A 17239-nucleotide genomic window follows, 5' to 3' on the forward strand; every position below is an offset into this window, starting at 1 on the left:
GAGGTGTTGCGCCTGCAATCGGCGGCGCGGAACAGCCTGGAGTGGTTCGAGCGGGTCGAACGCTATCTCGACATGGCACCGATGCAGTTTGCCTATTCCCTTTTGACGCGCAGCCAGCGGATCTCCCACGAGAACCTGCGCCTGCGCGACCCGGCATGGTTGAGAACGGCAGAGGACTGGTTCCAGTCGCAGGCGGGTGGTCAACCCGGCCGCCAGCCAATGTTCGCGCCGTTCCAGCTGCGCGACATGCGGCTGGAGAACCGGGTCGTCGTCAGCCCGATGGCGCAGTACAGGGCGGTGGATGGCTGTCCGACCGACTGGCATTTCGTCCATTACGCTGAACGCGCCAAGGGTGGGGCGGGCCTAGTGTATGTGGAAATGACCTGTGTCTCGCCCGAAGGCCGGATCACTCCGGGCTGTCCGGGGCTTTATGCGCCGGAGCATGAGATTGCGTGGAAGCGGCTGGTGGACTTCGTCCATGCAGAAACCAAGGCCAAGCTGTGCTGTCAGATCGGCCATTCAGGACGGAAGGGCAGCACTCAGCTGGGCTGGGAGGAGGGGGATGCTCCCTTGGTCGACGGGAACTGGCCGGTGATGAGTGCAAGCGCGGTCGCGTGGAGCAGCCGGAATGCGGTTCCGAAGGCGATGACCCGGGCCGACATGGACCTGGTGCGCGAGCAGTTCGTTGGCTCGACCCAAATGGCGGCGCGGGCCGGATTTGACATTATCGAACTTCACGCGGCGCATGGATATCTGATATCATCCTTTATAAGTCCAAAATCAAACATCCGGACCGACGAGTATGGCGGAAGCCTGGAGAACCGGATGCGCTGGCCTCTTGAAGTGTTCCGTGCGATGCGGGCGGCCTGGCCGGCGGGAAAGCCGATGTCAGTCCGCATCTCTGCCAGCGACTGGGTTGGGGACGAAGGGGTGACCCCGGACGAAGCGGTGGAGATTGCCAAAGCTTTCGCGGAAGCAGGTGCCGATGTCATCGACGTAAGCGCCGGCCAGACCAGCACAGATGCGATGCCGGTCTATGGTCGGATGTTCCAGACCCCCTTCAGCGACCGCATCCGCAACGAGGCTGGCCTTGCCACGATCGCGGTGGGCAACATCACCGAGGCCGATCAGGTGAACGGCATCCTTCTGGCCGGCCGGGCCGATCTTGTGGCGCTTGCGCGGCCGCATCTGGCCGACCCCTACTGGACGCTGCACGCGGCGGTGCAGGCGGGGGATGACAAGGTGTTCTGGCCGAACCCCTATCTCAACGGCCGCGACCAGGCGTTGCGGTTGCAGGCGCGGGCGCAAGAGGTGATCCGCGCATGACGCTGCAGGGCAAGCGCGTGCTGATCACGGGTGGCGGCTCTGGTGCCGGGGCCGACCTGGCGCGCGGCTTTGCCGGGGCAGGGGCTGAGGTGGTGATTGCAGGCCGTCGCGGAGAGGCCTTGCGCGCCGTGGCAGAGCCTTTGGGCGCGCGTTGGGTGCAGGCCGACGTCACAGACGAGACTTCCGTGCAACAGATGTACGCGGCGGTGGGTGCTTGCGATATCATCATCGCGAATGCGGGGGCCGCCGACAGCGGGGTGATGGCAAAGACGACGCTGGCGCAGTGGAACGCGATGATCGCTGTGAACCTGACGGGGGTTTTCCTGACCTTCCGTGAGGCTTTGGGGCAGTTTGCCGGGAATGGACGGCTGATCGCCGTTGCCTCGACGGCGGGCCTGAAGGGCTATGCCAAGGTCGCACCCTATGCGGCGGCGAAGCATGGCGTGGTGGGTCTGGTGCGGTCGCTCGCGCTGGAGGTGGCGCGGAAGGGGATCACGGTCAACGCGATCTGTCCGGGGTTTCTGGATACCCCGATGACTGACCATTCGGTGCAGGTGATTGCGGAGAAGACCGGGAAATCTTTGGCCGAGGCACGTGCGGCGCTGGAGGCGCTTAGCCCGCAGGGTCGGCTGTACCAACCATCCGAGGTGACGGCGGCGGCGCTGTATCTGGCGTCGGATGGGGCGTCAGGGGTGAACGGGGCCTGCCTTGCGATCTCGGGGGGCGAGGTATGAGCGAGGGCTCGAAGCGACGGCTTAAGATGTGGATCCGGCTTCTGGGCGTGACCCGTGCGGCCGAGAACGAGCTTCGGGAATACCTGCGGCTAAACCACGAGACCACGCTGCCGCGCTTCGATGTGATGGCCGCCTTGTACCGCCGTCGCGAGGGCGTAACGATGAGCGAGCTATCCCGGATGCTGCTGGTGTCCAACGGGAATGCAACGGCGGTGGTCGACCGGCTGGAGGGCGAGGGACTTGTGCTTCGCACGCCTTCGGAGGTGGACCGCCGGACGGTGCATGTCGCTTTGACGGCGGAAGGCACCCGGGCCTTCGAGACGATGGCCGAGGGGCATGAGGCCGAGGTGGCTCGGCACTTCTCGGACTTGACGGAAGACGAACTGGACCAGATGACCGCGATCCTGAAGAGGATGGGACGATGACGACAATGGCCAATCTGGTGCCGAAGCATTTCCTTTGGGAGGTCGAGGACCGGATCGCCGTGGTCCGACTGAACCGGCCCGACCGGAAGAACCCGCTGACCTTCGAAAGCTATGCCGAGCTGCGCGACACCTTCCGGGCGCTGGTTTATGCGTCGGATGTGGACGTCGTGGTCTTTTCCTCGAACGGGGGGAACTTCTGTTCAGGCGGTGATGTGCATGACATCATCGGCCCCTTGATCGGGTTGCCGATGAAGGATCTGCTGGCGTTCACCCGGATGACGGGTGATCTGGTCAAGGCGATGATCGGCTGCGGCAAGCCGATCATCGCGGCGGTTGACGGGGTCGCGGTGGGGGCCGGGGCGATCATCGCTATGGCCTCGGACCTGCGGCTGGCGACGCCCTCAGCCAAGTGTGCGTTCCTGTTCACCCGGGTCGGGCTGGCGGGCAGCGACATGGGGGCCTGCGCAATGCTGCCTCGGATCATCGGACAAGGTCGGGCAGCAGAGCTTTTGTACACCGGGCGTACAATGGGCGCCGAGGAGGGCGAACGCTGGGGCTTCTGGAATTCGCTTCATGCTGCCGATGCGCTGGAGACCGAGGCGATGGCGCTGGCGCGACGGCTGGCCTCGGGGCCGACCTTTGCACACGGGGTCACCAAGACGCAGCTGAACCAGGAATGGAACATGGGGCTGGAGCAGGCAATCGAGGCCGAGGCGCAGGCTCAGGCGATCTGCATGCAGACGAAGGACTTTGAGCGCGCTTACCGGGCCTTCGTCGCCAAGGAAAAGCCGGTGTTTCAGGGGGACTGATGGCGGACCGGGGGCTTGCGCAGCCCCCGGACCCCCCGCGGGATATTTGGGCAAAGATGAAATGAGCGATGTCACCTTCCTGAACTGGCCGTTTTTCGAGCCCCGCCACCGCGAGCTGGCGGCGGCGCTGGAGGAGTGGTGCGCGGCCAACCTGCCGGTGTCACATGGCGATGTGGATGCAGCCTGCAAGGCCCTGGTCGCTGCTTTGGGGGCGGGGGGCTGGCTGAAGCATTCGGGCGCGGCCGAGGGGGAGCGGCTCGACGTGCGGTCCTTGTGCCTGATCCGCGAGACGCTGGCGCGGCATGACGGGCTGGCGGATTTTGCCTTTGCGATGCAGGGGCTGGGGATGGGGGCGGTGTCGCTGTTCGGGACCAGTGAGCAGCGCGAGTGGCTGGGGCGGACGCGGGTTGGACAGGCGATTTCCGGCTTTGCGCTGACCGAACCGGGGTCCGGATCGGACGTGGCCGCGACGGCGACGGTGGCGGAGCGGGTGCAGGGCGGCTGGCGTCTGTCGGGGGACAAGACGTATATCTCGAACGGCGGGATTGCCGATGTCTATGTGATCTTCGCGCGGACTGGCGAGGCTCCAGGGGCCAAGGGGTTGTCGGCGTTCCTGCTGCCTGCCGATGCCTTGGGACTGGAGGTGGTCAGCCGGATCGAGGTGATGGCGCCACATCCCCTGGCGCATCTGCGGCTTGACGGGGTGGAGCTTCCGGCGGGTGCGTTGATCGGCAAGCCTGGCGAGGGGTTCAAGATCGCGATGTCGGTGCTGGACGTCTTCCGCTCGACCGTCGGGGCGGCTGCACTGGGATTTGCGCGGCGTGCCCTGGACGAAGCTCTGGATCGGACACAGAGCCGCCGTATCCAGGGGCAAACCCTCAGCGAACTGCAACTGGTGCAGGGGCACCTGGCGGACATGGCGCTCGAAATCGACGCCGCGGCGCTGCTGGTCTACCGGGCGGCCTGGGTAAAGGACATGGGCGCGGCGCGGGTCAGCCGCGAAGCCGCAATGGCGAAGCTTTATGCCACCGAGGCCGCACAGCGTGTGATCGACATGGCCGTCCAGTTGCATGGTGGCGATGGGGTTCGGCAGGGTTTCGCAGTCGAAAGCCTTTACCGCGAGATCCGGGCGCTGCGGATCTATGAGGGCGCAAGTGACGTGCAGCGGATCGTCATTGCGCGGAGCATCCTTGGATGACCTACGAGCGCCTGATCCAGATCGAGTTCAACCATTGCGACCCGGCGGGGATCGTCTTCTATCCCCGTTACTTCGAAATGGTGAACTCGGTCATCGAGAACTTCTTTGCCGATGTGGTCGGGCGTTCGTTCGCTTCCATGCACTTTGGCGCATCCAATGGGGTGCCCACGGTGGCGATGGAGGCCGTGTTCCAGAAGGCCTCGCGGCTGGGCGAGAAGGTGCGGTTCACGCTTCGGGTGGAGAAGGTCGGGGGCTCGTCGGTGAAGATGTGGGTCGAAGGGCATGGCCCGGATGGTTTGCGGCTGAAGGTTGGGATGACGCTCGCCTGGATCGACGGGATGAAGGCGGCGCCCTGGCCCGCAGAGATGCGGGCGGCTCTGGAGCGGTACAGGGAGACACAGGATGCATGAGGTTCTTCATCCCAAGCACTGGAAAGCGGCGCGGGGCTATTCCAACGGTATCGCAGCTGAAGGGCGCATGGTCTTTACCGGCGGGATCATCGGCTGGAATGCTGACCAGGAGTTCGAGACAGACGACTTCGTGGGCCAGGTGGGACAGGCCTTGCGGTCCATCGTCGAAGTGCTGGGCGAGGCCGGGGCAGGGCCGGAACATCTCGTGCGGTTGACCTGGTACGTGACCGACAAGCGGGAATACCTAGGCAGTCTCAAGGAGTTGGGATTGGTCTACAAGGCGGTGATCGGGCGGACCTATCCGGCGATGGCTCTGGTGCAGGTGGTGGCGCTGGTCGAGGACCGGGCAAAAGTGGAAATCGAGGCGACTGCCGTCATTCCGAAAGCGTGAGGAGTCGACATGCTGGGACCTACAGGACATAGCGACTCGTTCAGCCGCGACCGGCTACCCGCGCCAGAGGATTGGCCGGAGATCAGGTTGCAGGGCTTCGACTATCTGGAGTGGCTGAATGTCGGCGTGGAACTGACCGATGCGATGGTGGCCAAGGGCTTCGGCGACAACACGGCTCTGATCGGCAACGGGCGGAGCCGCACGTACAAGGAATTGACCGACTGGTCGAACCGCATCGCCCACGCGCTGGCCGAGGATTACGGGGTCAAGCCCGGCAACCGGGTGCTGATCCGGTCGGCCAACAACCCGGCGATGGTGGCCTGCTGGCTGGCGGCGACAAAGGCGGGCGCGGTGGTGGTCAACACCATGCCGATGCTGCGCACGGGCGAGCTTTCGCAGATCGTCGACAAAGCCGAGATCACTCATGCGTTGTGCGATACTCGGCTGATGGAAGAACTGGTCGCCTGCGCCAAGGGCTCGCGCCACCTTCGAACCGTGGTGGGCTTTGACGGCACGGCGAACCATGATGCCGAACTGGACCGGGTGGCGCTGTCGAAGTCGGTGAAGTTCCAGGCAGTGCCGACGGGGCGGGACGACGTGGCGCTGTTGGGCTTCACCTCGGGCACGACGGGCGAGCCGAAGGCGACCATGCACTTTCACCGCGATCTCATGATCATCGCCGACGGCTATGCGAAAGAGGTGCTTGGCGTAACGCCGGAAGATGTCTTCGTCGGCTCTCCTCCCCTGGCCTTCACCTTTGGCCTTGGGGGCCTCGCGGTCTTTCCACTGCGCTTCGGGGCAGCAGCGGCGCTGCTGGAGCAGGCCTCCCCGCCGAACATGATCGAGATCATCCAGAAGCACCGCGCCACGGTCTGCTTCACCGCGCCCACAGCCTACCGCGTGATGCTGAAAGCGATGGCGGAAGGGGCGGACCTGTCGTCCCTGCGGGCGGCGGTCAGCGCCGGCGAGACGCTGCCAGCCCCGGTCTATGAGGAGTGGATGCAGAAGACCGGCAAGCCCATGCTGGACGGGATCGGCGCGACCGAGATGCTGCACATCTTCATCACCAACCGCTTTGATGATCACCATCCGGCCTGCACTGGACGGCCCGTGACCGGCTATGAGGCCCGGATCGTGGGCGATGACATGCAGGAGCTTCCCCGCGGGGAAGTCGGGCGGCTGGCTGTGCGCGGGCCAACCGGGTGCCGGTATCTCTCGGACCAGCGGCAGAAGAAGTACGTCAAGGCGGGATGGAACCTGACTGGCGACAGTTTCTGGCAGGACGAAGAGGGCCGCTTCCACTTTGCTGCGCGGTCCGACGACATGATCATCAGTGCCGGCTACAACATCGCGGGGCCGGAGGTGGAGGCAGCGCTCCTCTCACATCCCGCCGTGCTGGAATGCGCTGTCATCGGCTCACCGGATGAGGAGCGGGGCCAGGTGGTTGAGGCGCATGTGGTCCTGGCAGAAGGGCACACGCCAGACGACCTTCTGGTCAAGATCCTGCAGGACCACGTCAAGCGCGCCATCGCGCCCTACAAGTACCCCCGTCGGGTAGTTTTCACCGATGCGTTGCCCAAGACCCAGACCGGCAAGATCCAGCGTTTCCGCCTGCGGACCTGACCTATTCCAGAATCCGCTTGAATCCCCCCCCCATCAGGGGCATATCGCCCCCCGGAAGCCTGCGGGGATCAACCTGCGGGCCCATCTGCAATGGAGAGACCATGGCCAAGGAAGACATTCTCGAATTCCCCGGTGTCGTGAAGGAACTCCTGCCGAACGCGACATTCAGGGTCGAACTCGAGAACGGCCATGAGTTGATCGCGGTGATGGCAGGCAAGATGCGCAAGAACCGCATCCGTGTTCTGGCCGGCGATAAGGTTCAGGTCGAAATGACCCCCTACGACCTGTCGAAGGGCCGCATCAACTACCGCTTCAAGTGAGCGCATCCCGAAACGTGGGAACCGGTTTTCGGACCCAGATGCGCGTGGATTTCTGAATGCGTCTCATTTTGGGATCAGCCAGCCCGCGCCGCAAGGAATTGCTGGAGCAGCTGGGCATCGTGCCCGACCTGATCCTGCCCCCGGACATCGACGAGGACCCCCGCAAGGGAGAACTCCCCCGGCCCTATTGCCTGCGGCTTGCGCGGGAAAAGGCTTTGGCCGTGCCTGCAGGGCCTGATGATGTAGTCCTTTGCGCCGATACGACGGTTGCCCTGGGCCGCCGCATTCTTGGCAAACCGGCCGATGCTGGCGAGGCGGCGGCTTTCCTGACAGCACTTGCTGGTCGCCGCCATCAGGTAATCACCGGTATAGCGGTGCGGCGCGGTGACCGGGTGCTGGTGCGGGAAAGTCTCAGCACGGTAAAGATGAAGCGCCTTTCCGATGCAGAACTGAACGGCTATCTCGCCAGCAACGAATGGCAGGGCAAGGCCGGCGGCTATGGGATCCAGGGACTTGCGGGTGCCTTCATCCCTTGGATCTCGGGGTCCTTCACCGGCATCATGGGCCTGCCCGTGGCCGAAACGGCGGTACTTTTGACAGCGATCGGCTATCCGGTCTGGAGGCAGGAATGAAGGGCCGTTTGCTGGTTTTGGACGAGATCGACGGCCGCGAGGCGGCGGCGTTGCTGGTCGACGGGCAGCTGGAAGAGCTTGCCATTGACCCCTTGGGCGACATGGCCGTCCCGGGTGCGATCTACCGGGCCGTCGCCGACCGTCCGGTCAAAGGCCAGGGCGGCATCTTCGTCAAGCTGCCCGACGGCACCTCGGGCTTTCTTAGACAGATCTCTGGCGTAGCCCCCGGACAGCGGCTGCTCGTCCAGGTTACCGGGCCGGCTGAACCGGGCAAGGCCATCCCCGTCACATCGCGCCTGCTGTTCAAGTCGCGGTTTGCAATCGTCACTCCGGACGCACCGGGCCTGAACATTTCGCGCAAGATCAAGGACGAGGAGCGGCGTGCGGAACTCTCCGCTCTGGCGCAGACCGGAATGACAGGCGCAAATGAGCAGCTTGGCCTGATCCTGCGCTCCAGTTGCCTTGAGGCCGAGGATCAGGCCATCGCCGAAGACATCGCCGCAATGCGTGGCCTTGCAGAGGCGGTGCTTGCCGACAACTCTGGTCCGCCCGAACTGCTGGTCGATGGTCCCACGGCCCACGACCTCGCGTTCCGCGACTGGCTCGAGCCGGCAGTGGACGATGCCGACACCGACCCTGAAAGCTTCGAACGCCACGGCGTGGCCGAGATGCTGGACGCCCTGCGGGCTCCCCGCGTTGCGCTGGATGCCGGTGGTCACATGATGATCGAGCCGACCAGAGCCCTCGTCGCGGTTGACGTGAACACCGGCCCGGATACCTCACCCGCGGCGGCATTGAAGGCCAACATCGCCGCCGCCCGCGACCTGCCGCGCCAGATGCGGCTGCGCGGCCTGGGAGGGCAGGTGGTGGTGGACTTCGCCCCGATGCCCAAGCGTGACCGTCATATCCTGGACCAGGTCCTGAAGGCCGCCTTCAAGACCGACGGCGAGGCGAACCTTGCCGGCTGGACCACGCTCGGCCTTTATGAGCTGACCCGCAAGCGCGACCGCCTGCCGTTGTCGGAGCTTCTGCCATGAGCTGCCCGATCTGCGGCAAGCCAACTGCCGCCGATTACCGCCCCTTCTGCTCCCGCCGCTGTGCCGACGTGGACCTAGGCCGCTGGCTGAACGAAAGCTACCGGATACCGGCGGAAACCGAGGATGAAGCCGAAGAGGTGCCGCCGGAAGAGACCCCACCCCGGGCGCACTAAGGGGTGTTTTCCCTCTGGACAGCCCCCCGCCGCTTGGGTATCACCCGCCCACCAAACGGTGCCCAGATAGCTCAGTTGGTAGAGCAGCGGATTGAAAATCCGCGTGTCGCTGGTTCGATTCCGGCTCTGGGCACCATCTAATCCAACGCAGGCAGTTACTTACGGTCAGATCAACAGCTGGACCGATAGTGCGCATTTCGCTGGGTAGAGCGATGTTAAATCAACACCTTCGTCGTGAATATCGCTGAGACCTAAGGTGGGCGCACGGGCGACTGAAGAGACATTCGAGGGGCAACTCGAAGCCCATACCGGGGTCCCTGCAAACCACGCTGCAGCTAATCCTTCGTACGTGGGCGCCAATCCGCACCCCCTGCTACTCCGGCAACGCAATCTTGCCGCCGCACAGGGCCAGAATCTGATCCCAGATCATGTCCTCTGCCGGGCCACGGTGCCCTTTCAGCCGCATTGCCCGGATTGAAAGCGGACAGACGGGCAGGACCGCGGATAGATCCGTAAGCCGCCCTTGCGCGATGGCAATTGCAGCCAGGGTTTCGGGAACCCACGCCGCGGCGACGCCCGCGGCGGCCATTTCCAACGCCGCGATGGTCAGGGCCGTCTCGGCCCTGGGCAATGCGACGGTCGTCGGAGCCAACGCCGGCAGGATCCGCTCTGCCATGATGGTGCCAAAGAAGACTTCCCGTGGGTAAGCCACGATAGGGAGTTCGGAGGTCTCGATTCCGGCCAGGACCTCCAGCGCAAGGTCTGGACGCAAGACCGGAATCAGGCGGTCCGACCATAGGTCGACGGACTCCAGGTAGTCTTTGGCAAATGCATCGGCTCCTGGCACGCCGTAGACGATGGCAAGGTCGGCGTTTCTTGACAAAAGCAGCCCGAAGCACTCGTCCAGATTTGCCGAGCGCAAACGAACATAGATACCCGGCCCCTTGTCGTGGAGGTCTTGAATGATCCGCGGGGCAAGCGACGCGGTCAGAGAATGCTGGCTGGCGATGACTATGCGGTTTGACGCCATGCGATCGCCCCGGCGCAAGTCAATCACCAGTTGCCGCAAGGCTGTTGCCAGCTCTTCAATCTGGGCGGCATGGCCTTGCGTCATCGCTCGCAGCTGCACCGGCTTGCGGCTGCGGTCAAAGAGTTTGACCCCGACATAATCCTCGATCTGCTGAATGCGGCGCGAGAAAGCGGATTGCGTCAGGTTCCTGCGTTCGGCCGCACCGCTGAACGATCCGGTCTGCGCGATCGCCACAATGTCTTCCAGCCATTCCAGACGCATTGGGTCCTCAACTTGCAGCTTCTACAAGTTATTCCGCATATTTCGCATTTGCAATTGCCAATCGCCTTTGCAAATGTTGCCTTCCGCAAGTTACACGGGGAACTACGCATGCATCTCGCCCGCTTTCCGCGCATTTTCCTGGCCCATCTTCCAACCCCGTTGGAGCGGTTGGATCGCCTCTCCAAAGAACTGGGTGGGCCCGAAATCTGGATCAAGCGTGACGACTGCACCGGTCTTTCCACCGGCGGCAACAAGACGCGAAAGCTTGAATTCCTGATGGCCGAAGCTCTCGCTCAGGGCGCAGATACGGTGATAACGCAGGGTGCCACCCAGTCGAACCACGCGCGGCAGACGGCGGCCTTCGCGGCAAAACTGGGGGTTGCCTGTCATATCCTGCTGGAAGACAGGACGGGCTCGAACGATTCCAATTATAACACCAATGGCAATGTTCTGCTGGACCATCTGCACGGGGCGACAACGTCCCGACGCGCCGGTGGGGTGGACATGCCAGCCGAGATGGAACTCCTCGCCGATCGCCTTCGCGGTGACGGACGCAAGCCCTACATCATCCCCGGAGGCGGCTCGAATCCGACGGGCGCACTTGGTTACGTGAACTGCGCCTTCGAACTGGTCGCTCAGGCCAATGACCGCGGTCTGGTGATCGACCATCTGGTGACCGCGACGGGTAGTGCGGGGACCCAGGCCGGGCTGATCACCGGGCTCAAGGCCATGAACGCGGGGATTCCGCTCTTGGGCATCGGGGTGCGGGCCCCAAAGGAAAAGCAGGAAGAGAACGTCTTCGCTTTGGCCCAACGCACGGCGGAAAAACTGGGATGCCCCACTGTGGTCAGCCGGGGCGACGTGGTCGCGGATTGCAGCTATGTCGGTGCCGGATACGGCATCCCGCGGGCCGATACGCTGGAGGCAATCGCGATGTTCGCGCAGCTGGAAGGCATTCTGCTGGACCCGGTCTATTCCGGCAAGGGGGCAGCTGGTCTGATCGACCTCGTCCGCAAGGGCCATTTCAGCAAAGGCCAGAGGGTTGTCTTCCTGCACACTGGTGGTGCAGCGGGATTGTTCGGCTACGATGCGATCTTTGCCGAAGAGCGAAAGGCTTTGGTGGTTTGAAGGCATGACTGAAAGGCGAGGATAGATGCGGCGGGTCGGAATCCTTGGGGGCATGGGGCCGCAGGCGACCCTTCTCCTGATGCAGAAGCTTCTGGATGCCGTTCCCGCCGTCGATGACGCTGATCATATCCCGCTGATCGTTGATCAGAACCCGCAAGTTCCCTCGCGCATGCGCCATTTGATCGAGGGTTCGGGAGATGACCCCGGCCCGGTCCTGGCCCGGATGGCGGAGCGCCTGGTCGTAGCCGGAGCCGAGGCTCTGGCCATGCCGTGCAACACCGCGCACCACTACGCCCCAGCGATCCGGGCAGCGGTGAAAGTGCCGTTGCTCGACATGGTCGACCTGTCGGTGCGTCGGGCGGCAGAGCTTGCGGGACTGGACGGACGGGTGGGCATTCTGGCCTCACCTGCTGTCAGGAAGATCGGTCTTTTCGACGCGCCTCTGGCCCGGTGTGGCCTCCAGGCGCTTTACCCTGATGACGAAGCCAAGATGCTGGCGGCCATCCGTCGGATCAAGGCGGTCGGGCCAGACCCGGAAACGGCCGTGGCGCTGCGGACTGCATCAGATGCACTCTTGCAGCGGGGCGCCTCCGTGCAGATGATTGCCTGCACCGAGTACTCGTTGCTTTCCGATGCGACGGCGGTTGGCGTGACCGCCTTCGACACGCTGGACGTCCTGGTTGCGGCCATCACCGGCTTCGCTCTGGAGGACAGTCAAAGGGGGGCAACCAACGTCGTATGACACTTGAACCAACAGACAACAAAAAAACCAACAGAGGAGAAAGTCATGAGCCTGAAACTGAAGCACATTCTTCTGGGCGCTGCCGCATCGGCCCTGCTGGCCGGACAGGCACTGGCCGAGAAGATCATCATCGGCCATTTCGGCAACCCCACCCCCATGCAGATGCTCTCTGCCTCGGATGAACTGGCTGAGGCCACCGGATGGGAAATCGAATGGCGCAAGTTCGACGCGGGGACGGACGTGATCGCCGCGATGGCCTCGGGCGACGTGGTCCTGTCCGAGCTTGGCTCTTCGCCCATTGCAATTGGCGCGAGCTCCGGCCTGGAGATCGAGCTGATCGCCTATTCCGACGTCATCGGCAAAGCGGAATCGCTGATCGCTCACAACGACTCCGGCATCGCCAGTGTGGCTGACCTCAAGGGCAAGACGGTAGGAGTTCCGATCGGCTCGACCGCACATTACTCGCTGATGGGTGCGCTTCAGCACGAGGGCCTCAGCGAAGCCGACGTCAACATTGTCGGCATGAAGCCTGACGACATCGCCGCGGCCTGGGGGCAGGGCACCATCGACGCGGCCTGGATCTGGCAGCCGGTGCAGTCCGAGATCCTGAAGACCGGCAAGCTGATCGTGGGCGCCGACCAGACCGCCGAGTGGGGCTTCCCGACCTATGACGGCTGGGTGGTCAGCAAGCCCTTTGCCGAAGCCAATCCAGAAAAGGTCGTGGCCTTCCTGAAGGCTGTGGACAAGGTCAATGGCATGTACCTGGCTGACCCGGCTGCCTGGACGGCCGACAGCGCCGAAGTGAAGACGCTGGCGGCGGCTACAGGCGCTGATCCGGCCCAGGTGCCCGGCATCCTGGAAGGTTTCACCTTCCTGCCGATGGCCGAGCAGACCGGCGAGGCTTGGCTCGCCAGCGCCGCGCCGAAGATCAAGACCACTGCCGACTTCCTGGTCACCGCGGGCCGCATCGACGCCGCGCTGGACGACTATTCGTCCTTCGTGAACCCGACCTACGCTGCCGCTGCTGCGGCGCAGTAAACCAGACCCTGCCGCCCGGGCCTTAACCGGCCCGGGCGTATCCATCGCTTGGAAGGACCGGCCTTTGAGCCTGAACATCGATCATGTCTCGGTCGTCTACCCTGCTGCCGATGGCCGTGCGCCGGTTGCAGCACTTAGCGAGATCAATCTTGCGATTGCCGAGGGCGAGTTCGTCGTGGCGCTGGGCGCTTCCGGCTGCGGAAAGTCCACGCTTCTGAACCTGATCGCAGGGTTTCTGTCGCCCTCGTCCGGGACCCTGACTTTGGACGACCGGCCGGTGATCGGGCCTGGGGCCGACAGGGCCGTGGTGTTCCAGAAACACGCGCTGCTGCCTTGGCTGAACGTAATCGACAACGTGGCATTTGGACTCCAGATCCAAGGTGTTCCGAAGCAGGAACGCTACAGGACCGCCAACGAATACATCGGCCTTCTGGGTCTGGACGGCTTTCAAAGCTCGCCGGTCTACAAACTGTCAGGCGGCATGCAGCAACGTGTGGGCATCGCCCGGGCGCTGACGTGCGACCCGAAAATTCTGCTGATGGACGAACCCCTCGGCGCGCTGGACGCGCTGACCCGGGAGAAGGCTCAGGAACTGATCCTGAAGATCTGGGGCCAAACCGGGAAGTCGGTCTTCTTCATCACCCACAGCGTCGAAGAGGCGCTGTTCATGGGCACCAAGCTGATCGTGATGTCGCCCCGCCCGGGCCGGATCACCCATGTCTTCGACCTCCCGTTCTCGCGCCAGTTTCAGGGCGGTGCACCGGCGCGGCAGGTCAAGGCCTCGCCCGAGTTCATCGCGCTGCGGGAAAAGGTTCTGAACATCATCTTCGCTGACGAGGAGGCCGTAGAGTGACCCTGTCCAAGCCGCCGAAGACCCCCGGCCTGGTCGCCCGGCTCGCCCGCGCCCGTCCCACCAAGCCCGGAGAAATCTATGGTGTGCCAGGCCAGGGCAACACCTTCTGGCTCTCGGTCGCATCGGTCGCGACGATGCTTTTCGTCTGGTGGCTGGTCACGACGCTTGGCTGGGTCAAGCCGCTTTTCGTCCCCGCGCCGCAGGCTGTGCTGGCCAAGTTCGTCCAGATCTGGAACGAAGGCTTCACCAACACCTCCTTCCTCGAACACACGCTTACCTCGACCCTGCGGGTCTTCGGGGCCTTCGTCCTCGCCTGCCTGATCGGTCTGCCCCTTGGTTTGGCGATGGGGATGAGCCCGACCATCCGCGGCATCTTTGATCCGCCGATCGAGTTCTACCGCCCGATTCCGCCTCTTGCCTACCTTCCGTTGATGATCATCTGGTTCGGTATCGACGAGACGTCAAAGGTCCTGCTGATCTTCCTGTCGATGTTCGCGCCCATCGTGCTTGGTGCCCGCTCGGGCGTGAAGTCGGCGGCGATCGAGCAGATTCACGCGGCCTATTCCTTTGGTGCGACCCGCTGGCAGGTGATGCGCTACGTGATCCTGCCCTCTGCCATGCCCGAGATCCTGACCGCCATGCGGGTCGGCATCGGCTTTGGCTGGACCACCCTCGTCGCGGCCGAGATGGTCGCAGCCACCAAGGGCCTTGGCTACATGGTCCTGTCCGCAAGCCAGTTCCTGCAGACCTCGGTGGTGATCATGGGCATCTTCGTGATTGCCGCCATCGCGATCACATTCGACCTTGTGATGCGCTTCCTTGAACGCCGTCTGGTGCCCTGGAAGGGCCGTATGTGAACCGAAAGACCCCCCGATGATCTATCTCAAGACGGCCACGAAGTCTGCCGACACTGACCACCAGGATGTCCGCGACCTGGTACAGGTCATGCTGGCGCGCATCATGATCGAAGGCGAAAAGGCGGTGCGCGACTATTCCCGTACCTTCGACAAGTGGACGGGTGACATCATCGTCTCGCGCGAAACTCTGGCGGCGGCAGCCAGCCAGGTGCCAGAGCAACTGAAGCGGGACATCCGCTTCGCCCATGCCAACATCCGCCGTTTTGCCGAAGCGCAGCGCGCTACATTGTCGGACTGTGCGATCGAGATCCTGCCGGGTTTGACGGCAGGACAGAAGCAGATCCCGGTGGCCGCAGCCGGTTGCTATGTGCCGGGTGGCCGGTACAGTCACGTCGCCAGCGCAATCATGACCATCACCACGGCCAAGGTTGCGGGCGTCCCGCATATTGCAGCCTGCTCCCCGCCTCGCCCGGGCGTCGGGATTCCGCCCGCGATCCTCTATGCGATGGACCTTTGCGGTGCCGATGTGATCCTGAACCTTGGTGGCGTGCAGGGGGTGGCCGCGATGGCGCACGGTCACTTCGGCCTGCCCAAAGCGGATATCCTGGTCGGACCGGGCAACCAGTACGTGGCCGAAGCCAAGAGGATGCTTTTCGGCCAGGTTGGCATCGACATGTTCGCTGGCCCCACCGACAGCATGGTCCTGGCGGACTCCAGCGCTGATGCCGAGATGGTCGCATACGATCTGGTCGGCCAGGCCGAACACGGCTACAATTCTCCTGTCTGGCTGGTGACCACCGACGAGGCACTGGCGCTCGCGGTGATCCGTCTGGTGCCGGACCTGATCGGGTCCCTTCCCGAGGTGAACCGCGAAAGCGCGCGGGCCGCCTGGGACAACATGGCCGAAGTGATCCTTTGTACCAGTCGCGAGGAGATGGCCGCGGTTGCTGACCGCTATGCCCCGGAACATCTGCACGTCCAGGCTTCCGACCTTGACTGGTGGCTTGGCCGCCTGACCGCCTATGGCTCGCTGTTTCTGGGAGAGGAAACGACGGTGGCTTTCGGGGACAAGACCTCCGGCCCGAACCATGTTCTCCCCACCTCTGGCGCGGCTCGGTACACCGGCGGGCTTTCAGTGCACAAGTTCATGAAGACCGTGACCTGGCAACGCGCCACCCGCGACGCAGCGCGCCCGCTGGCCGAGGCCACTGCCCGGATCTCGCGGCTTGAGGGGATGGAGGGCCATGCGCGTTCAGCGGACATCCGTCTGGCGAAGTTCTTCCCGGAAGAGACCTTCGACGTTGGGTTAGATGTGTCTGTCTGATCACTTGGTCGTTCTGTGTCCGTCTGACGCCTCCGCCTGACCGGGCGTTGCTCTCTGCGCTGGTCGGAAGGGTCGCTATTCGAAGAGATCGATTTCCTCGTTGATCTCGTCAATGACACTCAGACGCTGACGTGCCGGCTCTCCTGCGTGGCCAATGAAGGCGACTGCCAGAAGGCGGACCAGACTTGTCAGCGTCGTATGCGTCGGCAGCGCCCCGTAGGTTGCGACATGGGTTCCGATGGCAAGCCGTGAAAACCGCTGCGCGCGCGCGAGGTAGCGGTGGTCGGTCAGGGTGATCACGTTCATCCGCGAGGTGCGCGCATAGGCGGTGAGAGACGACTGGAACTTTGGCCTCGGCTCTAGCGTCAGCAAAAGCAGCACGTCTCGCGGGCCGGTCATGGCCAGATCTTCCGCCCAGGCCCCCGGGCTGGCCGCAAGCAGATGGACATCCGGACGAAGGCGGGCAAATGTCAGTCGCGCGAGGCGTGCAAGGCCTTCCTCGGCACCAAAGCCCATGCACCAGACGCGCGGCGCATCCAGGATCAATCGGGCCGCTTCAGTCAGAAGGTCGGGACGCATCTCCTCGAAAGTGCGGGTCAGGTTCAGCAATTCCAGCTCCAGATGATCGGCAATGGATCGTCCCAGCGCGCCAGGGTCAGCCGCGGCCTGCGAATAGGCGTAGGGCTGCTTGCGGTTGCGTTCCTCGCGTGCCTGGGTGCGTGCCTCGTCAAAGTCGGTATAGCCCAGGTTGCGGAAGAAGCGGGCCGTGGTGGCCTTTGAAACCCCGGCAAGTGCCGACAACTCTGTGGCGCTGTGTGTTTCGATCAGTGTCTGATTCTCAAGCAGTAGAACGGCCAAATTCTGCTCGGACTTCGTCAGCCGAGAAATTCTCTCCTGGATTCTGAGTGTTAGACGCGTCGCCATGTGC

The 17239-nt window shown here is 63.7% G+C and carries 19 protein-coding genes, 1 tRNA gene and 2 pseudogenes; 19 read left to right on the forward strand and 3 right to left on the reverse strand.

Going from position 1 to position 17239, the window contains the following annotated elements; translation table 11 throughout:
• The 13 genes and pseudogenes from Q0C42_RS04930 to Q0C42_RS04990 form a co-directional block, all read left to right on the forward strand.
• Nucleotides 1-1326: pseudogene (locus Q0C42_RS04930) on the forward strand (bifunctional salicylyl-CoA 5-hydroxylase/oxidoreductase); the annotation flags it as partial.
• Complete coding sequence (locus Q0C42_RS04935) at nt 1323-2060, forward strand: SDR family NAD(P)-dependent oxidoreductase (protein WP_295072865.1); 738 nt, start codon at nt 1323-1325, stop codon at nt 2058-2060. The pseudogene Q0C42_RS04930 and the gene Q0C42_RS04935, both read left to right, overlap by 4 nt.
• The gene (locus Q0C42_RS04940; protein ID WP_295072868.1) at nt 2057-2485 is read left to right on the forward strand and encodes a MarR family winged helix-turn-helix transcriptional regulator; all 429 of its coding nucleotides are present in this window, start codon (nt 2057-2059) and stop codon (nt 2483-2485) included. Before Q0C42_RS04935 ends, Q0C42_RS04940 begins: the two co-directional genes overlap by 4 nt.
• Complete coding sequence (locus Q0C42_RS04945; protein WP_295072870.1) at nt 2482-3294, forward strand: enoyl-CoA hydratase family protein; 813 nt, start codon at nt 2482-2484, stop codon at nt 3292-3294. Before Q0C42_RS04940 ends, Q0C42_RS04945 begins: the two co-directional genes overlap by 4 nt.
• A 61-nt stretch (nt 3295-3355) precedes the next feature.
• A complete protein-coding gene (locus tag Q0C42_RS04950) occupies nt 3356-4492 on the forward strand; it encodes an acyl-CoA dehydrogenase family protein (RefSeq protein WP_295072872.1) in 1137 nt (378 codons plus the stop codon).
• The gene (locus tag Q0C42_RS04955) at nt 4489-4902 is read left to right on the forward strand and encodes a thioesterase family protein (RefSeq protein WP_295072875.1); all 414 of its coding nucleotides are present in this window, start codon (nt 4489-4491) and stop codon (nt 4900-4902) included. The genes Q0C42_RS04950 and Q0C42_RS04955 overlap by 4 nt, the downstream gene beginning before the upstream one ends.
• The gene (locus tag Q0C42_RS04960) at nt 4895-5293 is read left to right on the forward strand and encodes a RidA family protein (protein ID WP_295072877.1); all 399 of its coding nucleotides are present in this window, start codon (nt 4895-4897) and stop codon (nt 5291-5293) included. The genes Q0C42_RS04955 and Q0C42_RS04960 overlap by 8 nt, the downstream gene beginning before the upstream one ends.
• Before the next feature lie 9 nt (nt 5294-5302).
• Nucleotides 5303-6916: an AMP-binding protein gene (locus Q0C42_RS04965; protein ID WP_295072880.1), complete on the forward strand. Its 1614-nt coding sequence runs from the start codon at nt 5303-5305 to the stop codon at nt 6914-6916.
• Between the two features lie 101 nt (nt 6917-7017).
• A complete protein-coding gene (gene infA / locus Q0C42_RS04970; protein ID WP_050523081.1) occupies nt 7018-7236 on the forward strand; it encodes a translation initiation factor IF-1 in 219 nt (72 codons plus the stop codon).
• A gap of 56 nt (nt 7237-7292) precedes the next feature.
• Nucleotides 7293-7868, forward strand: a complete 576-nt coding sequence (locus tag Q0C42_RS04975; protein ID WP_295072884.1) for a nucleoside triphosphate pyrophosphatase — start codon at nt 7293-7295, stop codon at nt 7866-7868.
• On the forward strand, nt 7865-8905 hold the full coding sequence (locus tag Q0C42_RS04980) for a ribonuclease E/G (RefSeq protein ID WP_295072887.1): 1041 nt from the start codon (nt 7865-7867) through the stop codon (nt 8903-8905). Before Q0C42_RS04975 ends, Q0C42_RS04980 begins: the two co-directional genes overlap by 4 nt.
• Nucleotides 8902-9078 (forward strand): DNA gyrase inhibitor YacG, encoded by a 177-nt coding sequence (locus tag Q0C42_RS04985; RefSeq protein WP_295072891.1) that lies wholly within the window; start codon nt 8902-8904, stop codon nt 9076-9078. The genes Q0C42_RS04980 and Q0C42_RS04985 overlap by 4 nt, the downstream gene beginning before the upstream one ends.
• Before the next feature lie 60 nt (nt 9079-9138).
• A tRNA-Phe gene (locus Q0C42_RS04990) sits at nt 9139-9214 on the forward strand.
• Between the two features lie 237 nt (nt 9215-9451).
• Here Q0C42_RS04990 and Q0C42_RS04995 read toward each other — a convergent pair.
• A complete protein-coding gene (locus Q0C42_RS04995) occupies nt 9452-10192 on the reverse strand; it encodes a substrate-binding domain-containing protein (RefSeq protein ID WP_295072894.1) in 741 nt (246 codons plus the stop codon).
• A 66-nt stretch (nt 10193-10258) separates the two neighbouring features.
• Nucleotides 10259-10369 (reverse strand): annotated as a pseudogene (locus Q0C42_RS21610) (LysR family transcriptional regulator); the annotation flags it as partial.
• Nucleotides 10370-10477: 108 nt separating this feature from the next.
• On the opposite strand from Q0C42_RS21610, the gene Q0C42_RS05000 reads away from it, so the two are divergent.
• The 6 genes from Q0C42_RS05000 (at nt 10478) to hisD (ending at nt 16311) form a co-directional block, all read left to right on the forward strand.
• Nucleotides 10478-11497 carry a D-cysteine desulfhydrase gene (locus Q0C42_RS05000; RefSeq protein WP_295074314.1) on the forward strand — a complete coding sequence of 340 codons (1020 nt, stop codon included), beginning with the start codon at nt 10478-10480 and terminating at the stop codon, nt 11495-11497.
• Between the two features lie 25 nt (nt 11498-11522).
• Nucleotides 11523-12239, forward strand: a complete 717-nt coding sequence (locus Q0C42_RS05005) for an amino acid racemase (protein WP_295072897.1) — start codon at nt 11523-11525, stop codon at nt 12237-12239.
• A gap of 45 nt (nt 12240-12284) precedes the next feature.
• The gene (locus tag Q0C42_RS05010; RefSeq protein ID WP_295072899.1) at nt 12285-13277 is read left to right on the forward strand and encodes an ABC transporter substrate-binding protein; all 993 of its coding nucleotides are present in this window, start codon (nt 12285-12287) and stop codon (nt 13275-13277) included.
• Nucleotides 13278-13341: 64 nt separating this feature from the next.
• A complete protein-coding gene (locus Q0C42_RS05015; protein ID WP_367115717.1) occupies nt 13342-14130 on the forward strand; it encodes a taurine ABC transporter ATP-binding protein in 789 nt (262 codons plus the stop codon).
• Nucleotides 14127-14987 (forward strand): ABC transporter permease subunit, encoded by an 861-nt coding sequence (locus Q0C42_RS05020; RefSeq protein WP_295072903.1) that lies wholly within the window; start codon nt 14127-14129, stop codon nt 14985-14987. The genes Q0C42_RS05015 and Q0C42_RS05020 overlap by 4 nt, the downstream gene beginning before the upstream one ends.
• A gap of 16 nt (nt 14988-15003) precedes the next feature.
• The gene (hisD, locus tag Q0C42_RS05025) at nt 15004-16311 is read left to right on the forward strand and encodes a histidinol dehydrogenase (protein WP_295072905.1); all 1308 of its coding nucleotides are present in this window, start codon (nt 15004-15006) and stop codon (nt 16309-16311) included.
• A 75-nt stretch (nt 16312-16386) separates the two neighbouring features.
• Here hisD and Q0C42_RS05030 read toward each other — a convergent pair whose 3' ends face one another.
• Nucleotides 16387-17235 (reverse strand): MurR/RpiR family transcriptional regulator, encoded by an 849-nt coding sequence (locus Q0C42_RS05030; protein WP_295072908.1) that lies wholly within the window; start codon nt 17233-17235, stop codon nt 16387-16389.
• Between the last annotated feature and the right edge of the window lie 4 nt (nt 17236-17239).

Origin of the sequence: Tabrizicola sp., from assembly GCF_022842145.1 — a bacterium.
In the GTDB taxonomy this organism is placed as follows: Bacteria; Pseudomonadota; Alphaproteobacteria; order Rhodobacterales; family Rhodobacteraceae; genus Tabrizicola.